Source organism: Microbacterium phyllosphaerae (genome assembly GCF_050628115.1).
GTDB lineage: Bacteria > Actinomycetota > Actinomycetes > Actinomycetales > Microbacteriaceae > Microbacterium > Microbacterium phyllosphaerae_A.
This window is the reverse complement of record NZ_CP192502.1, coordinates 2,849,555-2,865,218: the sequence shown is the minus strand read 5'-3', so window position 1 is coordinate 2,865,218 and position 15,664 is coordinate 2,849,555. Positions and strand designations below refer to the sequence as shown.

The 15,664-nt window shown below is 67.8% G+C and carries 16 protein-coding genes; 10 read left to right on the top strand and 6 right to left on the bottom strand.

The features are described 5' to 3' along the window. Positions 1–83: 83 nt before the first annotated feature. The 4 genes from ACQ4LY_RS13655 to ACQ4LY_RS13640 all read left to right on the top strand — a co-directional run bounded on the left by ACQ4LY_RS13655 (position 84) and on the right by ACQ4LY_RS13640 (position 3,649). A complete protein-coding gene (locus ACQ4LY_RS13655) occupies positions 84–1,004 on the top strand; it encodes an ACP S-malonyltransferase (RefSeq protein WP_431072301.1) in 921 nt (306 codons plus the stop codon). Next, entirely contained in the window at positions 1,001–2,002 is a 1,002-nt protein-coding gene (locus ACQ4LY_RS13650) for a beta-ketoacyl-ACP synthase III (RefSeq protein ID WP_431072299.1), read from the top strand. Before ACQ4LY_RS13655 ends, ACQ4LY_RS13650 begins: the two co-directional genes overlap by 4 nt. 69 nt (positions 2,003–2,071) lie before the next feature. Next, on the top strand, positions 2,072–2,320 hold the full coding sequence (locus ACQ4LY_RS13645) for an acyl carrier protein (protein WP_017202249.1): 249 nt from the start codon (positions 2,072–2,074) through the stop codon (positions 2,318–2,320). A 90-nt stretch (positions 2,321–2,410) separates the two neighbouring features. After that, entirely contained in the window at positions 2,411–3,649 is a 1,239-nt protein-coding gene (locus ACQ4LY_RS13640; protein ID WP_431072296.1) for a beta-ketoacyl-[acyl-carrier-protein] synthase family protein, read from the top strand. 67 nt (positions 3,650–3,716) lie between these two features. Here ACQ4LY_RS13640 and ACQ4LY_RS13635 read toward each other — a convergent pair whose 3' ends face one another. Beyond that, positions 3,717–4,373 (bottom strand): YczE/YyaS/YitT family protein, encoded by a 657-nt coding sequence (locus tag ACQ4LY_RS13635; RefSeq protein WP_431072295.1) that lies wholly within the window; start codon positions 4,371–4,373, stop codon positions 3,717–3,719. Positions 4,374–4,468: 95 nt separating this feature from the next. Between ACQ4LY_RS13635 and ACQ4LY_RS13630 the strand changes: the two genes are divergently transcribed. Continuing rightward, positions 4,469–5,872: a PLP-dependent aminotransferase family protein gene (locus tag ACQ4LY_RS13630; RefSeq protein WP_431072293.1), complete on the top strand. Its 1,404-nt coding sequence runs from the start codon at positions 4,469–4,471 to the stop codon at positions 5,870–5,872. A 140-nt stretch (positions 5,873–6,012) separates the two neighbouring features. Here the strand turns inward: ACQ4LY_RS13630 and ACQ4LY_RS13625 are convergent, their stop codons facing one another. Together ACQ4LY_RS13625 and ACQ4LY_RS13620 are read right to left on the bottom strand one after the other, a co-directional pair. Continuing rightward, a complete protein-coding gene (locus tag ACQ4LY_RS13625; RefSeq protein WP_431072291.1) occupies positions 6,013–6,516 on the bottom strand; it encodes a DUF3145 domain-containing protein in 504 nt (167 codons plus the stop codon). 187 nt (positions 6,517–6,703) lie between these two features. Then, positions 6,704–7,477, bottom strand: a complete 774-nt coding sequence (locus ACQ4LY_RS13620) for a hypothetical protein (RefSeq protein WP_056516963.1) — start codon at positions 7,475–7,477, stop codon at positions 6,704–6,706. Between the two features lie 176 nt (positions 7,478–7,653). Between ACQ4LY_RS13620 and ACQ4LY_RS13615 the strand changes: the two genes are divergently transcribed. From ACQ4LY_RS13615 to ACQ4LY_RS13605, 3 genes are all read left to right on the top strand, one after another. Next, a complete protein-coding gene (locus ACQ4LY_RS13615) occupies positions 7,654–9,657 on the top strand; it encodes a DUF262 domain-containing protein (RefSeq protein WP_431072289.1) in 2,004 nt (667 codons plus the stop codon). A gap of 1 nt (position 9,658) precedes the next feature. Continuing rightward, positions 9,659–10,906: an alpha/beta fold hydrolase gene (locus tag ACQ4LY_RS13610; RefSeq protein WP_431072287.1), complete on the top strand. Its 1,248-nt coding sequence runs from the start codon at positions 9,659–9,661 to the stop codon at positions 10,904–10,906. Between the two features lie 66 nt (positions 10,907–10,972). Continuing rightward, entirely contained in the window at positions 10,973–11,254 is a 282-nt protein-coding gene (locus ACQ4LY_RS13605; RefSeq protein ID WP_431072285.1) for a hypothetical protein, read from the top strand. Between the two features lie 66 nt (positions 11,255–11,320). Here the strand turns inward: ACQ4LY_RS13605 and ACQ4LY_RS13600 are convergent, their stop codons facing one another. From ACQ4LY_RS13600 to glgA, 3 genes are all read right to left on the bottom strand, one after another. Further along, positions 11,321–11,578 (bottom strand): type B 50S ribosomal protein L31, encoded by a 258-nt coding sequence (locus ACQ4LY_RS13600; RefSeq protein WP_056307337.1) that lies wholly within the window; start codon positions 11,576–11,578, stop codon positions 11,321–11,323. A 91-nt stretch (positions 11,579–11,669) separates the two neighbouring features. Next, positions 11,670–12,455, bottom strand: coding sequence for an ABC transporter ATP-binding protein (locus ACQ4LY_RS13595; RefSeq protein ID WP_431072283.1), 786 nt, complete (start codon positions 12,453–12,455; stop codon positions 11,670–11,672). 17 nt (positions 12,456–12,472) lie between these two features. Beyond that, positions 12,473–13,657: a glycogen synthase gene (gene glgA, locus ACQ4LY_RS13590; RefSeq protein ID WP_431072281.1), complete on the bottom strand. Its 1,185-nt coding sequence runs from the start codon at positions 13,655–13,657 to the stop codon at positions 12,473–12,475. A 69-nt stretch (positions 13,658–13,726) separates the two neighbouring features. Here glgA and glgC point away from each other — a divergent pair, with 69 nt between their 5' ends. Further along, a complete protein-coding gene (glgC, locus tag ACQ4LY_RS13585; protein WP_056307331.1) occupies positions 13,727–14,968 on the top strand; it encodes a glucose-1-phosphate adenylyltransferase in 1,242 nt (413 codons plus the stop codon). Between the two features lie 60 nt (positions 14,969–15,028). Next, positions 15,029–15,664 carry a phosphoserine phosphatase SerB gene (gene serB / locus ACQ4LY_RS13580; RefSeq protein WP_431072278.1) on the top strand — a complete coding sequence of 212 codons (636 nt, stop codon included), beginning with the start codon at positions 15,029–15,031 and terminating at the stop codon, positions 15,662–15,664.

The window sequence follows — 15,664 nt, the reverse complement described above, 5'->3', positions numbered from 1 at the left end:
GCTGTACGCCACACACAAGGGATCTTCGGAATCTTGTGATGGATCATCCACCACTTCGCGCAGATCGTTGGCAGACTGGGGTGGTGATTGTCGTCGTATGCCCAGGACAGGGCTCGCAGACCCCCGGTTTCCTCTCCCCCTGGCTCGAGCTGGACGGCGTGACGGAGGCCCTCGCCGCCTACTCCGAGGCCGCGGAGGTCGACCTCCAGCAGCACGGGACAGTATCGGATGCTGACACGATTCGCGACACGCGCGTCGCCCAGCCGCTGATCGTCGCCGCCTCGCTCATCGCCGCGAACGCCCTGACGGCCCGTGCGGGCCGGCGTGCAGACGGTATCGCGGGCCACTCGGTCGGCGAGATCGCCGCGCTCGTGGGCAGCGGCGTGATCGACGCCGAGACGGGGATGCGGCTCGTCGGCATCCGCGGACGAGCCATGGCGGATGCCGCAGCGCAGACCCCGACCGGTATGAGCGCCGTCCTCGGCGGCGACGAGGAGACGATCCTCACGCGCCTGAGCGAGCTCGGTCTCTCCCCTGCGAACTACAACGGCGGCGGCCAGCTCGTGGTTGCCGGTGAGCTCGCAGGGCTCGACGCCCTCGCCACCGAGCCAGTCAAGGGCACCCGCGTCATCCCCCTTCAGGTGGCCGGCGCGTTCCACACGTCGTTCATGGGGCCGGCGGTCGCAGCCCTGCGAGACGCCGTGTCGACAGTGACCCCCTCCGACCCCGACATCGCCCTGTGGACGAACCGCGACGGCTCGGTCGTCACCGAGGGTGCGCAGGCGCTGAGCTACCTCGTCGACCAGGTCTCCTCGCCCGTGCGCTGGGACCTGTGCATGGCCTCCTTCGCCGATCACGGCATCACCGGCCTGATCGAGCTCGCTCCTGCGGGTGCGCTGACCGGGCTCGCCAAGCGCGGCCTGCGCGGCGTGCCGACAGTCGCCGTCAAGACCCCCGATGACCTCGATGCGGCCGTCGCGCTGCTGAACGGAGAAGCCGCATGAGCCCCACCCTGAACCAGGTCACCGGTCCCGCGTACACCCGGATCTACTCCTACGGCGCAGCCCGTGGTGAGAACGCGGTCCCGAACGACGACCTCATCGGCCCGATCGACTCGAGCGACGAGTGGATCCGCCAGCGCACCGGCATCGTGACCCGTGTCCGGGCCGACAAGGGCACGGATGCGATCGATCTCGCGACCACCGCGGCCACTGAGGCGATCGAGAAGTCCGGCATCTCGGCCGACCAGGTCGATCTCGTCATCGTCGCCACCATCAGCAACCCCAAGCAGTCGCCCTCGGTCTCCGCGATCGTCGCCGACCGCGTGGGCGCGAACCCGGCGGCCGCCTACGACGTCAACGCCGCCTGTGCCGGATACGCCTATGCGGTCACCCAGGCCGATGCGCTGATCAGGTCGGGCGCCGCGCGCTACGCCCTCGTGATCGGCACCGAGAAGCTCTCGGACATCGTCGACCCCGCCGACCGCAGCATCTCGTTCCTGCTCGGAGATGGCGCGGGTGCCGCGCTCATCGGTCCGAGCGACACGCCGGGGATCGCCCCTGCGGTCTGGGGCTCTGACGGATCGAAGGCTGACGCCGTCGGCATGAACGGCACTCTCACCGAGTTCCGCGACGGCGAGGTGCCGTGGCCGACGCTGCGCCAGGAGGGTCAGACGGTCTTCCGCTGGGCGGTATGGGAGATGGCCAAGGTCGCTCGCGAGGCGCTCGACAAGGCCGGCGTCGAGCCGACCGATATCGCGGCGTTCATCCCGCACCAGGCGAACATGCGCATCATCGACGAGTTCGCCAAACAGCTCAAGCTGCCGGAGTCCACGGTCATCGCACGCGACATCGAGACCACCGGCAACACCTCGGCTGCGTCGATTCCGCTCGCCAGCCACCGCCTCATGGCCGAGCACCCCGAGCTCTCGGGTGGCCTCGCGCTGCAGATCGGCTTCGGCGCGGGCCTCGTGTTCGCCGCTCAGGTCGTCGTCCTCCCCTGAGAACGCGCCGACCTTCCCTAGACTGTTCCACGGTTCCGATACACAACCCGTAAGAAAGAGGAAGACCACATGGCTTTCACCAACGATGAGGTCCTCGCTGGCCTCGCAGAGCTGATCACCGACGAGACCGGCATCAACGCTTCCGAGGTCGCCCTCGAGAAGTCGTTCACCGACGACCTCGACATCGACTCGATCTCGATGATGACGATCGTCGTCAACGCCGAGGAGAAGTTCGGCGTCACCATCCCCGACGACGAGGTCAAGAACCTCAAGACCGTCGGAGACGCCGTCAACTTCATCGTCGCCGGCCAGGAGTAATCCACGCAGGATGCCACCCCCGCGCATGCGGGGCGTGGCATCCTCCGCCTTGCCCGCCTTCTGCTCGACCCGCCTGACAAGGAACCACACATGACCAAGCGCATCGTCGTCACCGGCATCGGCGCCACGTCCGCCATCGGCGGGACAGCTCCCGACAACTGGACCAACCTGCTCGCAGGACAGTCCGGAACCCGCACCCTCGAACACGACTGGGTTCAGCAGTATGAACTGCCCGTCACCTTCGCCGCTGAGGCGATCGTCCGCCCCGAAGAGGTCCTGCCCCGCCACGAGGCGAAGCGGCTCGACCCCTCCTCCCAGTTCGCCCTCATCGCCGCGCGTGAGGCCTGGGCGGACGCAGGATCCCCCGAGGTCGCTCCCGAGCGCCTCGGCGTCGACTTCGCCACCGGAATCGGCGGTCTCTGGACCCTCCTCGACGCATGGGACACCCTGCGCGAGAAGGGCCCCCGCCGAGTGATGCCGCTGACCGTGCCCATGCTGATGCCGAACGCCGCAGCAGGCAACCTGTCGCTGCAGTTCCAGGCTCGTGCCTACGCCCAGACCGTCGTGAGCGCGTGCGCCTCCAGCACCGAGTCGATCATCCACGCGTTCCACCACCTGCAGGACGGTCTCGCGGACGTCGTGATCGCGGGTGGCACGGAATCGGCGATCCACCCGATCACCATGGCTTCCTTCGCCTCCGCGCAGGCGCTGTCGCGCCGCAACGACGACCCTGCCACCGCATCCCGCCCCGGCGCGATCGACCGTGACGGCTTCGTCATGGGCGAGGGCGCCGCGGTGCTGATCCTCGAGACCGAGGAGCATGCCGAGGCTCGCGGCGCCAAGATCTACGGCTACGTCCTCGGCGGTGGAGTGACCGCCGACGCGTACCACATCACGGGCAACGACCCCGAGGGCAACGGGGCGGCACGCGCGGTCACCCAGGCCCTCGAGGAGGCCGGCATCACCGCCGACCAGGTCGCTCACATCAACGCTCACGCGACATCGACGCCGGTCGGCGACCCCAACGAGTACGTCGCACTCAAGAAGGTCTTCGGCGACCGGATCGATGAGATCCCGGTGTCGGCCACGAAGGCGTCGACGGGTCACCTGCTCGGTGGCACGGGAGCTCTCGAGGCGATCTTCTCGCTCCTCGCGCTCCGTGACCGCGTCGCTCCGCCGACGATCAACATGACCGAACCCGACCCGGCCGTGCCGTTCAAGCTCTCGGGCGAGGCGCAGCCCCTCGGCGACGGCAAGCTCTACGCGATCAGCAACTCGTTCGGCTTCGGCGGGCACAATGCCGTCGCGGTCTTCGCGAGCGTCGACTGACTCGCAGACACGAGAGAAAGGCCCCCGGGTGATCCCGGGGGCCTTTCTCGTCTTCGCCCTGTCGCAGCTATGTGCGCGCGAGCTGCCGTGATCGAGCCGCGCGCAGACGTGTGGTCCAGGGCAGGAACCAGCCGACGAGCGGACCGACCCCGAAGGCGAAGAGAACCGTTCCCACGCCGACCGGGCCGCCGAGAAGGAAGCCGATCAGCAGCACGCTGCCCTCGATGAGGGTGCGCACCAGCCAGACCGGGCGGCCCGTGCGCGCCACGAGTCCGGTCATGAGCCCGTCCCGCGGCCCTGGCCCGAAGTCCGCGGCGATGTAGAGGCCCGTCGCGAACGCGAGCAGGAGCAGCCCTGCCACGAACATCGGCGCGCCGATCCAGATCGACGAGGGTGCGGGGATCACGAAGAGGGCCAGGTCGGCGCTCGGCCCCACGAGCAGTGCATTCAGCAGCGTGCCGAGGCCGACGCGCTGGCGGAGCGGGATCCACAGCGCCAGCACGAGCACCGACACGAGCACGGTGACGACGCCGTACCCGATACCGGACTGCCCGGAGATCCCGAGCGCGAGCACGTCCCACGGTGCGACGCCGATGCCGCCGCGCACCATCAGCCCGAGGGCGACGCCGTAGAGAAAGAGGCCCACGAGCAGCTGGACGACCCGCTCGACGATGTCGCGCCGGCTGGTGGCGGCGATAGGGAGGAAGGCGGAACGGAAGCGCATTGTTCCATGGTGGCCCCGTCGCTCTGCGCGACGCCGAGGCCAGTCGGTGAAAAGTGGCCTGCTCCAACCAGTCCACTTTGCGGCATGCTGGAGTGATGACATCACGTTTGGTCGAGCAGCTGGGCGCGCGGAACGTCGCCGGGGCCACGGCCACGTCGCTCGCCGGGCAGATCCGCGCTCTGATCCTCGACGGTCGACTCACCGTCGGCGAGCGATTGCCCAGCGAGCGGGCTCTCGCGCTGGAACTACGCCGCTCAAGGTCGACCACGACCCGGGTCTACGGCCTCCTCGAAGAGGACGGCTATGTGTCCCGGCTGCACGGCGGCAGCACGCGGGTCGCCCTGCCGCACTCGACACCCGCCTCCCCGAGCACGGACGACGACGACGCCATCGACCTCTCCATCGCCTCGATGGACTCGACGCCGGGCCTGTACGACGCCACGGTGAGGTCACTCCCCCGGCTCGCCGCGCTCCGAGGCACGAGCGGCTATTCGCTGCGGGGGCTCCCCGAACTGCGCGAGGCGGTCGCGCGGCGCTTCACCGAACGCGGGGTGGAGACGGATGCCGACGAGATCATCATCACGTCAGGCGCGCTCAATGCGTTCCACCTCGTCCTCGCCACGATCGGCCGACGGGGAGAACGAGCCCTGGTGGAGCAGCCGACGTTTCCCCACGCTCTCGAAGCCCTCCACCGGCACGGGTACCGGCTGCTCCCCACACCTGTGGACGTCACGGGCTGGGACGAGCGCCACCTCAGCGACACCCTCCTGCGCAGCCGCCCGCACGTCGCGTACCTCATCCCCGACTTCCACAACCCCACCGGGGCGACTCTGAGCGACGCCGCACGATCCCGCATCGCGACGACCGCCCGGAACTCGGGGACGCACGTCGTCGTAGACGAGACCACCGCCGAGCTCGACATCGATCGAGGGTGGTCACCCCTGCCGATGGCCGCGTACGGTCCGCAGATCATCACGATCGGATCGATGTCCAAGATCGCCTGGGGCGGACTCCGCATCGGCTGGATCCGCGCCGAGCGCTCACTCATCACACGGCTGCTCGCGACCCGGCCCTCCTTCGAGCTGGGCACCGCGCTCCTCGAGCAGTGCATCGCGGTCGAGCTGCTCCAGGACATGCCGGCGCTCACCGCTCACGTCGCGACGAGGCTGCGGGCGGGGCGAGAAGCAGTCATGCACGGCCTCGCATCCGTCGGCGGTCTGTCGGCGCCTCCGACGCACGGCGGGCTCTCCACCTGGCTCGATCTCGGAGCGCCGATCTCGACGGCGCTCTCCCTCGCCGCGCGCGACCACCGGCTCATCCTGCCGCCTGGCCCCCGATTCTCGACCGGAGGAGTCCTGGAGAGACGACTGCGCATTCCGATCACGCTTCCCCCCGAGCGGACGGCCGATGCGATGCGGCGGCTGCAGCTCGCCTGGAACGACGTCATGGCCGGTGGACCATCCGCGCGCCGGGAGATGGCGAGCACGGCCGTCATCTGAGTGCAGACGAGGACCCCGTCCCTGATCCAGGGGCGGGGTCCTCGTCATGTGGAACAGGAATTCGCCTTCTCAGCGTCCGGGATCACTCACCGGCATCCGATACTCGCGCCTTCCCGCTCCAGGTCTGTGCGGTATCGGGGCTAGCCCACCTTGTGCAGCCAGACGACCCTGGCGTCGTCGCTGGCGTGACGGAACGGTTCGAGCTCCTCGTCCCAGGCCGAGCCGAGGGCGATGTCGAGTTCCCGTTGCAGCTCAGTGGCACTTCCCGCGGCGATCTCCATCGCGTAGCGGATGCGGTCCTCACCGATGACGATGTTGCCCGCCATGTCGGTCTGCGCATAGTGGATCCCGAGATCCGGAGTGTGCAGCCAGCGTCCGCCGTCGCTGCCGGGGGTGGGATCCTCGGTCACCTCGAAGCGGAGGTGCTCCCAGCCGCGGATCGCAGTGGCGAGTGCCGCGCCGGTGCCGACCGGACCGTCCCAGTAGAACTCGGCACGGCGTGCACCGTCGAGCACCGGCTGGTCGCTCCAGTCGAAGTTCACCGCGCGACCGATGGCGCGTCCTACCGCCCATTCCAGGTGCGGGCAGAGCGCGCGAGGTGCAGAGTGGACGAAAACCACTCCGCGTGCGTAAGCCGTCGCCATGATCTCTCCGTTTCATCAGGTGCGTCTTCCCCAACGACCTGAAACAACGAGAACTGGCGTGAATATGCGGTTATGGGGCTATTCTCGCCCAGACCAGGCGAAATCACAAGCATGTGATTCCACGGAGAAGGCCCCGGTCGTGAGACCGGGGCCTTCGGACCGTCGCCGGTCCTCGATCGGATGAGGCTCAGGCCTCGCTCATCGCCTGCTTGACCTGCTGGCCCTTGGCCGCGTAGTACGCGGCACGGGCGGCGTCACGACGAGCCTGCTCGGCGTATCCGGCCTCGAGCACGTCCTGCGGGACCTCGACGTTCGGGACGTCCTGGGTGCCGTTGTACTTCTCGATGTAGGCGTCGAGCTCGGGGCCCGACGTCCACGACGTGATGAGGCAGTACCGGGGCTCGGTGCCGACGTGGGTCGCCGCGTGCCACAGACGCTGCGTGTCGACGATCAGCTGCGCTCCGGCCGGCAGAGCGATGCGGTACTCGATGCTCGGGTCGGTGCGGTTCTCGCGGAGGACGAAGAAGCTGTCCTTGTCGTCGCTGAGGTTGAAGAAGCCGCGGACGACCCAGCCGGTGCCGTCGGGGTTCAGACGGTTGTTGTCGTCCTGGTGGAGGTTGTAGAGGCACTCGCCGTAAGGGGTCGGCTGCAGCTCGATCACGCGGCAGCGACCGACGTTGGCACCCGGCTCCTGCGCGCGACGCGTCAGGTTCGGGGCCTTGGAGGTCTGCTCGTCGATCCAGACGCCGTCCTTGTCGGTGCGCGGCGGCTTGTGGTTCCAGAAGCCGTTGCACTCGATCTCGCCCTTGGCGCTGGCGAGAGGCGCGAAGCGGGTGTCCCCCGACGACTTCCAGTCGTTGTACTCGATGTCGAGCCACTCCTTGGGGTCGAGCTCCTGGTCGTAGCTGTCGAGAACGACGAAGCCCTTGTCTTCGAGCGCCTTCGATTTGATGTATCCCATGATCTAGGTCATGTCCTTTCATCGGGGGCCAGCACGTTTTAACAGGCCCTGATAAGGCAAGCCTAACAGGGCGCCTCTGGAGCGCCGCCGGGGGCCGCCGTGAATAAGCGAATAGACTGAACCGGGCGCCTGGCGACTCCTCGGCGCCGGGCGTTACGGGAGGACGAGACACCAGCATGAGCACTGCGACCAACGTCGAGGCGACAGCTGTCAACACGATCGAGTGGCTCGCAGAGGACTCCACGACCATCGTCGTACCGGTGTATCAGCGTCAGTACCGGTGGGACATCGGCGGATGCGAGCAGCTGCTCTCGGATGTCCGAGCCGTCGCCCGCGAAGACGAGTCCCATCGACACTTCATCGGTTCGATCCTGTCGGCCGCGGACGACTCCGACGCCGACACCGACCTCGTGCTGATCGACGGCCAGCAGCGCATCACGACGCTCATGCTGCTCGTCGCGGCGCTGCGGCACGCGGTGCAGGACTCCTCCCCCGAGCTCGCCGCAGAACTCGATCGCGTTCTCGTGCGCCCCGACGATTCCACCCGCACCAAGCTGCGCCCCCACGACGCCTGGGCGGAGCTGTACGAGTCGGTGGTGCTCGAGCGAGGCGACAACGCCGACCGCGAGTCGCGCTTCGACGACAACTACGCCTTCTTCCGCAGCCAGGTGCACGCCGACGAGGCTCCGCTGATCTGGCGGGGGCTGCAGAGGCTCGAGCATGTGTCGATCACCCTGGGCGCAGAGGCGAACGCGCAGCAGATCTTCGAGAGCCTGAACTCCACCGGCGAACCGCTGCGTGATCACGAACTGATCCACAACTACATCCTGATGGGCCTCACCCACGCCGAGCAGCTCGATGTCGAGACGCGGTTCTGGCTGCCGATAGAACGCCACACCGGAGAGACCATCGGCGCCTTCTGGCGGCACTACCTCGTCATGACGACGGGCCGCGAGGTCGCCGCGAACGGCGAGCACGGCGTGTACAGCGCATTCCGGCACTCGTTCCCGCGCGTCGATCTCGATCATCTGCAGGCGGATGCCGAGGTCTGGCGGCACTACGCCGAGATCTACGGCATCCTGCTCGATCCCTCTCTCGAGAAGGACTTCGAGATCGCGCGGCAGCTGCGGTTCGTGAACACCTTCGGCCGCGCGTCCTACCCCCTCGTGCTGAGCGTGTACAGCGACCATTCGCGCGGGCTCATCGGACGCGACGAGCTCATCGAGACGCTCGAGTGGATCCAGACCATGTATCTGCGTCGCACGCTCGTGAACCTTCCCAACGAGCGACTCGTCGCGCGTCTCTGCCGGGCCCGTTCCGACGGCCGGGACGCGCTGGCCCGGGCCTTCGCCCGTATAACTCCGTCGGACGAGCGGGTGAGTGCGGTGCTGAAGTACAGCGAGCTGCCGCATCCCGCCTATGTGCTCGGGCGCTTGGAGGGCGTCGACGATGTGCTCGACTTCGACGTCGAGCACATCGTTCCGACCGTGCCGAGCGACAGTTGGTCGGGCGACGTCGTGCGCCCCTGGATCGACTACTCGGACGACGAGCGCAACGCTCACAGGGCACTCGCCCCCACTCTCGGCAACCTCACCCTGCTCGAGCAGCACCTCGCGGAGCGCGTGTTCGGCGAGTCGTTCGCGGTCAAGCGCGACTCGGCGTACGCACGCAGCACGGTCTCCGAGACGAGGGCGCTCGAGCGCATCGAGACCTGGGGAACTGCGGCGATCTCGGACCGCACTGTCCGCCTCACCGCCGATCTGCTGCGCATCTGGGCGCGTCCGGCCCTGCCCGAGATCGACGACGACGGATTGACCCCCATCCTCGATGCCGTCCGCCGGCGCGGCTGGCCGGCGGGCTGGGAACGGGAGTTCGAGTACGTCGAGTACCGCGGCGAGCGGTGGGAGGTCTTCGACGTCCGGTATCTCTTCAATCGGGTCTTCCGTCGCGCGTGGACAGACACGCGTGCTGCCGCCGTCTCGTACTGCGCCTCCCACGGCGGACCCGTCTACGACGGGATGGCGTGGAAGGGCCAGTGGGACCAGCTCGACGAATCCCACCACCTGTACATGGGGTGGGACTCGAACTACATGATGAACGCGGTGCAGGGCGTGCTCCAGGAGGCGGGCATCGCCTCCGAGGTGTTCGTCAAGTACTCCTATATCGGGAATGTGATGTGACATGACCACCACCATCCGCCGCCTGCTCGACCTCACCGTCGAAGAGCACACGCTCACCGTCCCTCTCGTCTGGGGAGATCCGGCCGACACCCGCACGATCGATGTCTTCGCCCGCGTCGTCGCACGCGAGGGCGGCGAGCGACTCCCCTATCTGGTCTTCCTGCAGGGCGGCCCCGGTCACGAGGCTCCGCGCCCGTTCCACTCGTCCACCTCCCCGGCCTGGCTCGATGAGGCACTCGCGCACTATCGGGTCGTGATGCTCGATCAGCGAGGCACCGGGCTGTCGACGCCGGTCGGAGACGCCGACCTCGAACGAGGCTCCGCCGAGGTCGCCGAGTACCTCACCCATCTGCGCGCGGATTCGATCGTCCGCGACTGCGAGGCGATGCGCGAGCACCTCGCGGCCGAGACGTGGAGCGTTCTGGGCCAATCCTTCGGGGGCTTCACGACCCTGGCCTACCTGTCCACCGACGCGGACTCGATCGCCGACGTCTTCATCACCGGTGGACTCAGCACGGTCGACCGGCACCCCGACGAGGTCTACGCGCTCTGCTACGACAAGATGCGCTCGGCCTCCGAGCGGTACTACCGTCGGTTCCCCGAGCACCGCGACGCCATGCGCCGCCTGGTCGATCGTGCAGGGGCGGGCGATATCGTGCTCCCCGACGGTGAAGTGGTCTCCCCGTCACGGCTGCGTTCCGTGGGTTCCGCGCTCGGTACGAACGACGGGTGGCAGACCGTGTGGTCGCTGCTCGAGCGCGATCCCGCGTCGAACGCCTTCCGCCACGACCTGATGCACGCGATGCCGTACGGCGGCCGCAACCCTCTCTACTTCGCCTTCCACGAGTCGAGCTACGCGAGCGGGCACGCCACACAGTGGTCGGCGGAACGCACCGAGCCCCAGGACTTCCGCGACGACGTCACCCTGTTCACGGGCGAGCACATCCGACGCGAATGGACCGAGACGGTGCCGGCATTCCAGCCGTGGCGTGACGTCACGCTCGCGCTGGCGGAGTTCGAGTGGCCGCGGATCTACGACGACGTCGCCATCGCCACCTCCGGTGCGACGGGTGCTGCCGCGGTGTACGTGAACGACGTCTACGTGCCGATGGAGTACTCGCTCGAGACCGCTCAGCTGCTGCCCGGCGTGAAGCTCTGGGTGACCAGCGAGCACGAGCACAACGGTGTGCGCTCCGGTCCTGTGCTGACCCACCTCTTCGACCTCGCGCACGGTCGCCGCATCCGCTGAGGCTCCTCTTCCGGAATCATCCTGCAGGCGGATGCCCACGCGGCACGCGCCGAATAGCCTGGACTCATGGCCGACACCCTCGGGATGCTCCTCACGATCGCGATCCTCCTCGTCGTCGTGATCGCGATCGTCGTCGTGATCGTGGCGACCTACGCGAAAGCACCTCTCGAGAAGAAGTACGAGAGTGCCGGCGGCGGGATGGGCGGATCGTTCGAGGCGGTCTGGATGCCCTCGGCGCATGAGGCCGGCCTGGAACGCGACCGGCAGACCACGCGTACTGCTCCCGCGCCCTCTGCCGGCGACCCTCACAGCAGAATCGACGGCGAACGCATCGTGATCGACATCTGACGCTCGCCACCGTACGACGAAGGCCCCATGTTCCGAGGAACACGGGGCCTTCGAGTGCGGCGATCGTTACTTGGTCGATCCGCCGAAGCCCTTGAAGCGCTGGTTGAACTTCTCGACACGGCCGGCCGAGTCCATGATGCGCTGCTTGCCCGTGTAGAACGGGTGCGAAGCCGACGAGATCTCGACGTCGATGACGGGGTACTCGACGCCGTCGAGCTCGATGGTCTTGTCGCCCGTCACGGTCGAACGGGTGAGGAACGTCTCTCCCGAGCCCAGGTCGCGGAACACGACAGCCTTGTACTCGGGGTGAATGTCAGTCTTCATGGGATTCCTTAGTTGCTGCCCTGGATTGTGCCAGGGACGAGGGAAGTCTGCGGTGCAGAGAGCACCAAGGATCGATTCTATCAGATCGTGATCAGGATGCCGCGCGCGCGGCGTAGCGGCCGTCTTCGCCGGTGAGCACGATGGGCATGCCGAACGTCTCGGTCAGCGTTTCGGCCGTGAGCGTCTCGGCGACGGGGCCGGCGGCGACGATGCGCCCCTCGCGCATCAGCAGCACGTGCGTGAAGCCCACGGGGATCTCCTCGACGTGATGGGTGACCATCAGCATCGCGGGGGTGGTCGGCGACGAGGCGTAGCCGCTCAGCAGAGCCAGCAGCTCTTCGCGCGACCCCAGGTCGAGCGAAGCGGTCGGCTCATCGAGGAGGAGCAGCTCGGGGTCCGTCATGACGGCCCTGGCGATCTGCACGCGCTTCTGCTCGCCGTCGCTCAGCGTGCCGAACGTGCGGTCCGCCAGGTGCTCGAGACGCCAGTCGCCCAGCACGCGCAGTGCGCGGCGCTCGTCGATGTCCTCGTAGTTCTCGTTCCAGCGGCCGAGCACCGAGTACGCGGCGGTGAGGACGGTGTTCAGCACCGTCTCGTCGCGGGGTACGCGCTTCGCCATCGCCGACGAGGCGAAGCCGATGCGCGGACGCACCTCGAACACGTCGGTTCGACCGAGGGTCTCCCCCAGCACCGTCACGGTTCCGGAGGTCGGGTGCATGAGCGTGTCGGCCAACTGAAGCAGTGTCGTCTTGCCGGCGCCGTTGGGTCCGAGGATCACCCATCGCTGATCGTCGTCGACCTGCCAGGTCACGTGATCGATGATGTTGCGGCCCTCACGGCGCACGACGACGTCGGTGAATTCCAGAGCGCTCGACATGCCTCCAGCCTATCGGCTCAGGAGGTCAGCTCCGCGTACAGCGCGCGCGTGGTGTCGGCGATCGCCCCCCAGCTGAACTCGTCCCGCGCACGCTCTCGCCCGGCTTCGCCGTACGCCCGCGCACGCTCCGGGTCGGAGGTCACCTCCGTCAGCACTCCGGCCAGATCGGCGATGTAGCGTTCGGGGTCGACGGGCGTACCCGTGCCGTCCTGCAGCTGCTCGATCGGCACGAGCCGTCCGGTGACGCCGTCGGCGACGACCTCGGGGATGCCGCCGGTCGCCGTGCCGACGACCGCGGCCCCGCAGGCCATCGCCTCGAGGTTCACGATGCCGAGCGGCTCGTAGACCGACGGGCACACGAAGGTGGTCGCGGCGGTGAGGATCGCCGAGAGCTCGTCGCGCGGCAGCATCCGTTCGATCCAGACGACACCGTCGCGGGTCTGCTGCAGGAGCTTCACACCCTCCTGCACCTCCGCCATGATCTCGGGGGTGTCCGGGGCTCCGGCGCACAGGACGAGCTGCACCTCGGGCGGGAGCAGACGAGCGGCCTGCAGCAGATAGGGCAGCCCCTTCTGCCGGGTGATGCGCCCGACGAAGACGACGGACGGGCGCGCTGGGTCGATCCCGACGGATTCCAGGAAGGCGGGGTTGTGCACCGGGCGCCACCGCTCGACGTCGATCCCGTTGTGGATCACGCGCACCTTGGCCGGGTCGACTGAGGGGTAGCTGCGGAGAATGTCGGCGCGCATCCCCGCACTGACCGCGATGACCGCTGCCGCGTTCTCGTAGGCGAGCTTCTCGATGCCGCTCGACACCGCGTATCCCCCGCCGAGCTGCTCGGCCTTCCACGGGCGCAGCGGCTCGAGGCTGTGCGCGGTGAGCACATGAGGAATCCCGTGGAGCTGCGAGGCGATGTGCCCGGCGAAGTTCGCGTACCAGGTGTGGCTGTGCACGAGGTCGGCGTCGGAGATCGCCGCGACGATCTCGAGATCGGTGCCGAGCGTCTGCAGCGCGGCGTTCGCGGAGGCGAGTTCAGAAGGGGTCCGATAGGCGAAGGTGCCCACCTCGTCGCGAGGAGAACCGAAGGCTCGAACCTGTACATCGATATTCTGCCGCAGCGCCGTGACGAGCTCGGCGACGTGGACGCCGGCGCCCCCGTAGATCTCCGGCGGGTATTCCTTCGTGATCATCTCGACGCGCATGTCTAGACGGTAGTGACTCAGTTGTCCAGATGCTAGTTCGCCGGGCCGATTCGCCTCTATGGTTGGTGCATGTCCGCACCAAAGAAGATCTTCGGCATCATCCTCGCCGGCGGCGAGGGAAAGCGTCTCATGCCTCTCACGGCTGATCGCGCGAAACCTGCAGTGCCCTTCGGCGGACAGTACCGATTGATCGATTTCGCGATCTCGAACCTCATAAACTCCGGCCTTCGCCAGATCGTCGTCCTCACGCAGTACAAGTCGCACAGCCTCGACCGCCACATCTCGCAGACGTGGCGCATGTCGGCTCTGCTCGACTCGTACGTGACGTCAGTTCCCGCACAGCAGCGACTCGGCAAGCGCTGGTTCTCCGGCTCCGCCGACGCGATCCTTCAGAGCCTCAACCTGATCAACGACGAGAAGCCCGACATCGTGGTCGTGATCGGTGCCGATCACGTCTACCGCATGGACTTCCGCCAGATGCTCGAAGCCCATATCGAATCCGGCGCGAAGGCCACGGTTGCCGGCATCCGTCAGCCCCTCGCGATGGCCTCGCAGTTCGGTGTGATCGATGCGGACACCGAGACAGGACGCATCAAGCAGTTCCTCGAGAAGCCGACCGACATCGCGGGCCTCGAGGACTCGCCTCACGAGGTGCTCGCCTCGATGGGCAACTACATCTTCGACGCAGACGCTCTGATCGCCGCCGTCGAAGCCGACGGCGAATCGCCGACCTCCGGGCACGACATGGGTGGCGACATCGTGCCGTACTTCGTCGACCGCGGCGAGGCCGGGTACTACGACATGAAGCAGAACGACGTCCCCGGTTCCTCTCCCCGCGATCGCTCGTACTGGCGGGACGTGGGCACGATCGACTCCTTCTTCGACGCCCACATGGATCTGATCTCCACGCTTCCGATCTTCAACCTCTACAACATGGAGTGGCCGATCCACTCGCAGGCGGTGAACTCACCGCCCGCCAAGTTCGTGCGCGATTCGGTGGGCCGCATCGGAAACGCGATCGACTCGATCGTGTCGCTCGGATCCGTGCTCTCGGGCACCCACCTGGAGCGCAGCGTCGTGGGCCCCTGGACGCTCGCCGGCGGCGGCTCGACCATCACCGACTCCGTGGTCTTCGACGGGGTGAGAGTCGGTGCGGGCTCTCGCGTCCATCGTGCGATCCTCGACAAGAACGTGGTCCTCGCCGACGGCGCGACAGTGGGCGTCGATCGAGAGCGAGATCTCGCCCGAGGCTTCACCGTGACGGAATCCGGCATCACTGTGGTCGGCAAGGGCCTGTTCATCGAACGCTGACCGCGCCGTCGCGAATCGCGCCGCGCGTCGACCGTCACGGCTGTCGATAGGCTCTGAGGCGTGACTTCCGCGCGCTTCCTCGTCGTACTCGATGCCGATTCCACCCTCATCCGCAACGAGGTGATCGAACTGATCGCCGACGAGGCCGGACGACGTGCAGAGGTGCAGGCCGCGACCGAGGCCGCCATGCGCGGCGAGATCGACTTCGCGGCGAGCCTGCGCTCACGCGTGGCCGCTCTCGCGGGCGTGCCCGTGTCCGGTCTCGCCCGGGTACGCGCCCGCATCGAGCCGACCCCCGGCGTGCGCGCGCTCACGGCCGCCGTCCATGAGCGCGGCGGTGTCGTCGGCGTCGTCTCGGGCGGCTTCCACGAGATCCTCGATGACGTCGCCCCGGAGCTCGGCGTCGACCGCTGGCGCGCGAACCGCCTCGAGGTCGCAGACGGTGCCCTCTCCGGCCGAGTCGACGGTGAGATCGTCGACGCCGCCGCCAAGGCCGCGTCGCTGCAGGCCTGGGCGGACGAGCTCGGAGTACCGCGCCACGCGACGATAGCGATCGGCGACGGCGCCAACGATCTGCAGATGATGTCGGTCGCCGGGCTCGGACTCGCGTTCAACGCGAAGCCGGCCGTGCGTGCCGCCGCGAGTCTGGTCATCGGCCCCCAGGATCTGTCCGAGGTCATCGCACTGCTTCCGTAG

Bases quoted from the DNA above. Each gene is read 5' to 3' on its own strand.
- ACQ4LY_RS13650 (WP_431072299.1), top strand. From the start codon at position 1,001: ATGAGCCCCACCCTGAACCAGGTCACCGGTCCCGCGTACACCCGGATC.
- ACQ4LY_RS13645 (WP_017202249.1), top strand. From the start codon at position 2,072: ATGGCTTTCACCAACGATGAGGTCCTCGCTGGCCTCGCAGAGCTGATC.
- ACQ4LY_RS13640 (WP_431072296.1), top strand. From the start codon at position 2,411: ATGACCAAGCGCATCGTCGTCACCGGCATCGGCGCCACGTCCGCCATC.
- ACQ4LY_RS13635 (WP_431072295.1), bottom strand. From the start codon at position 4,373: ATGCGCTTCCGTTCCGCCTTCCTCCCTATCGCCGCCACCAGCCGGCGC.
- ACQ4LY_RS13630 (WP_431072293.1), top strand. From the start codon at position 4,469: ATGACATCACGTTTGGTCGAGCAGCTGGGCGCGCGGAACGTCGCCGGG.
- ACQ4LY_RS13625 (WP_431072291.1), bottom strand. From the start codon at position 6,516: ATGGCGACGGCTTACGCACGCGGAGTGGTTTTCGTCCACTCTGCACCT.
- ACQ4LY_RS13620 (WP_056516963.1), bottom strand. From the start codon at position 7,477: ATGGGATACATCAAATCGAAGGCGCTCGAAGACAAGGGCTTCGTCGTT.
- ACQ4LY_RS13615 (WP_431072289.1), top strand. From the start codon at position 7,654: ATGAGCACTGCGACCAACGTCGAGGCGACAGCTGTCAACACGATCGAG.
- ACQ4LY_RS13610 (WP_431072287.1), top strand. From the start codon at position 9,659: ATGACCACCACCATCCGCCGCCTGCTCGACCTCACCGTCGAAGAGCAC.
- ACQ4LY_RS13605 (WP_431072285.1), top strand. From the start codon at position 10,973: ATGGCCGACACCCTCGGGATGCTCCTCACGATCGCGATCCTCCTCGTC.
- ACQ4LY_RS13600 (WP_056307337.1), bottom strand. From the start codon at position 11,578: ATGAAGACTGACATTCACCCCGAGTACAAGGCTGTCGTGTTCCGCGAC.
- ACQ4LY_RS13595 (WP_431072283.1), bottom strand. From the start codon at position 12,455: ATGTCGAGCGCTCTGGAATTCACCGACGTCGTCGTGCGCCGTGAGGGC.
- glgA (WP_431072281.1), bottom strand. From the start codon at position 13,657: ATGCGCGTCGAGATGATCACGAAGGAATACCCGCCGGAGATCTACGGG.
- glgC (WP_056307331.1), top strand. From the start codon at position 13,727: ATGTCCGCACCAAAGAAGATCTTCGGCATCATCCTCGCCGGCGGCGAG.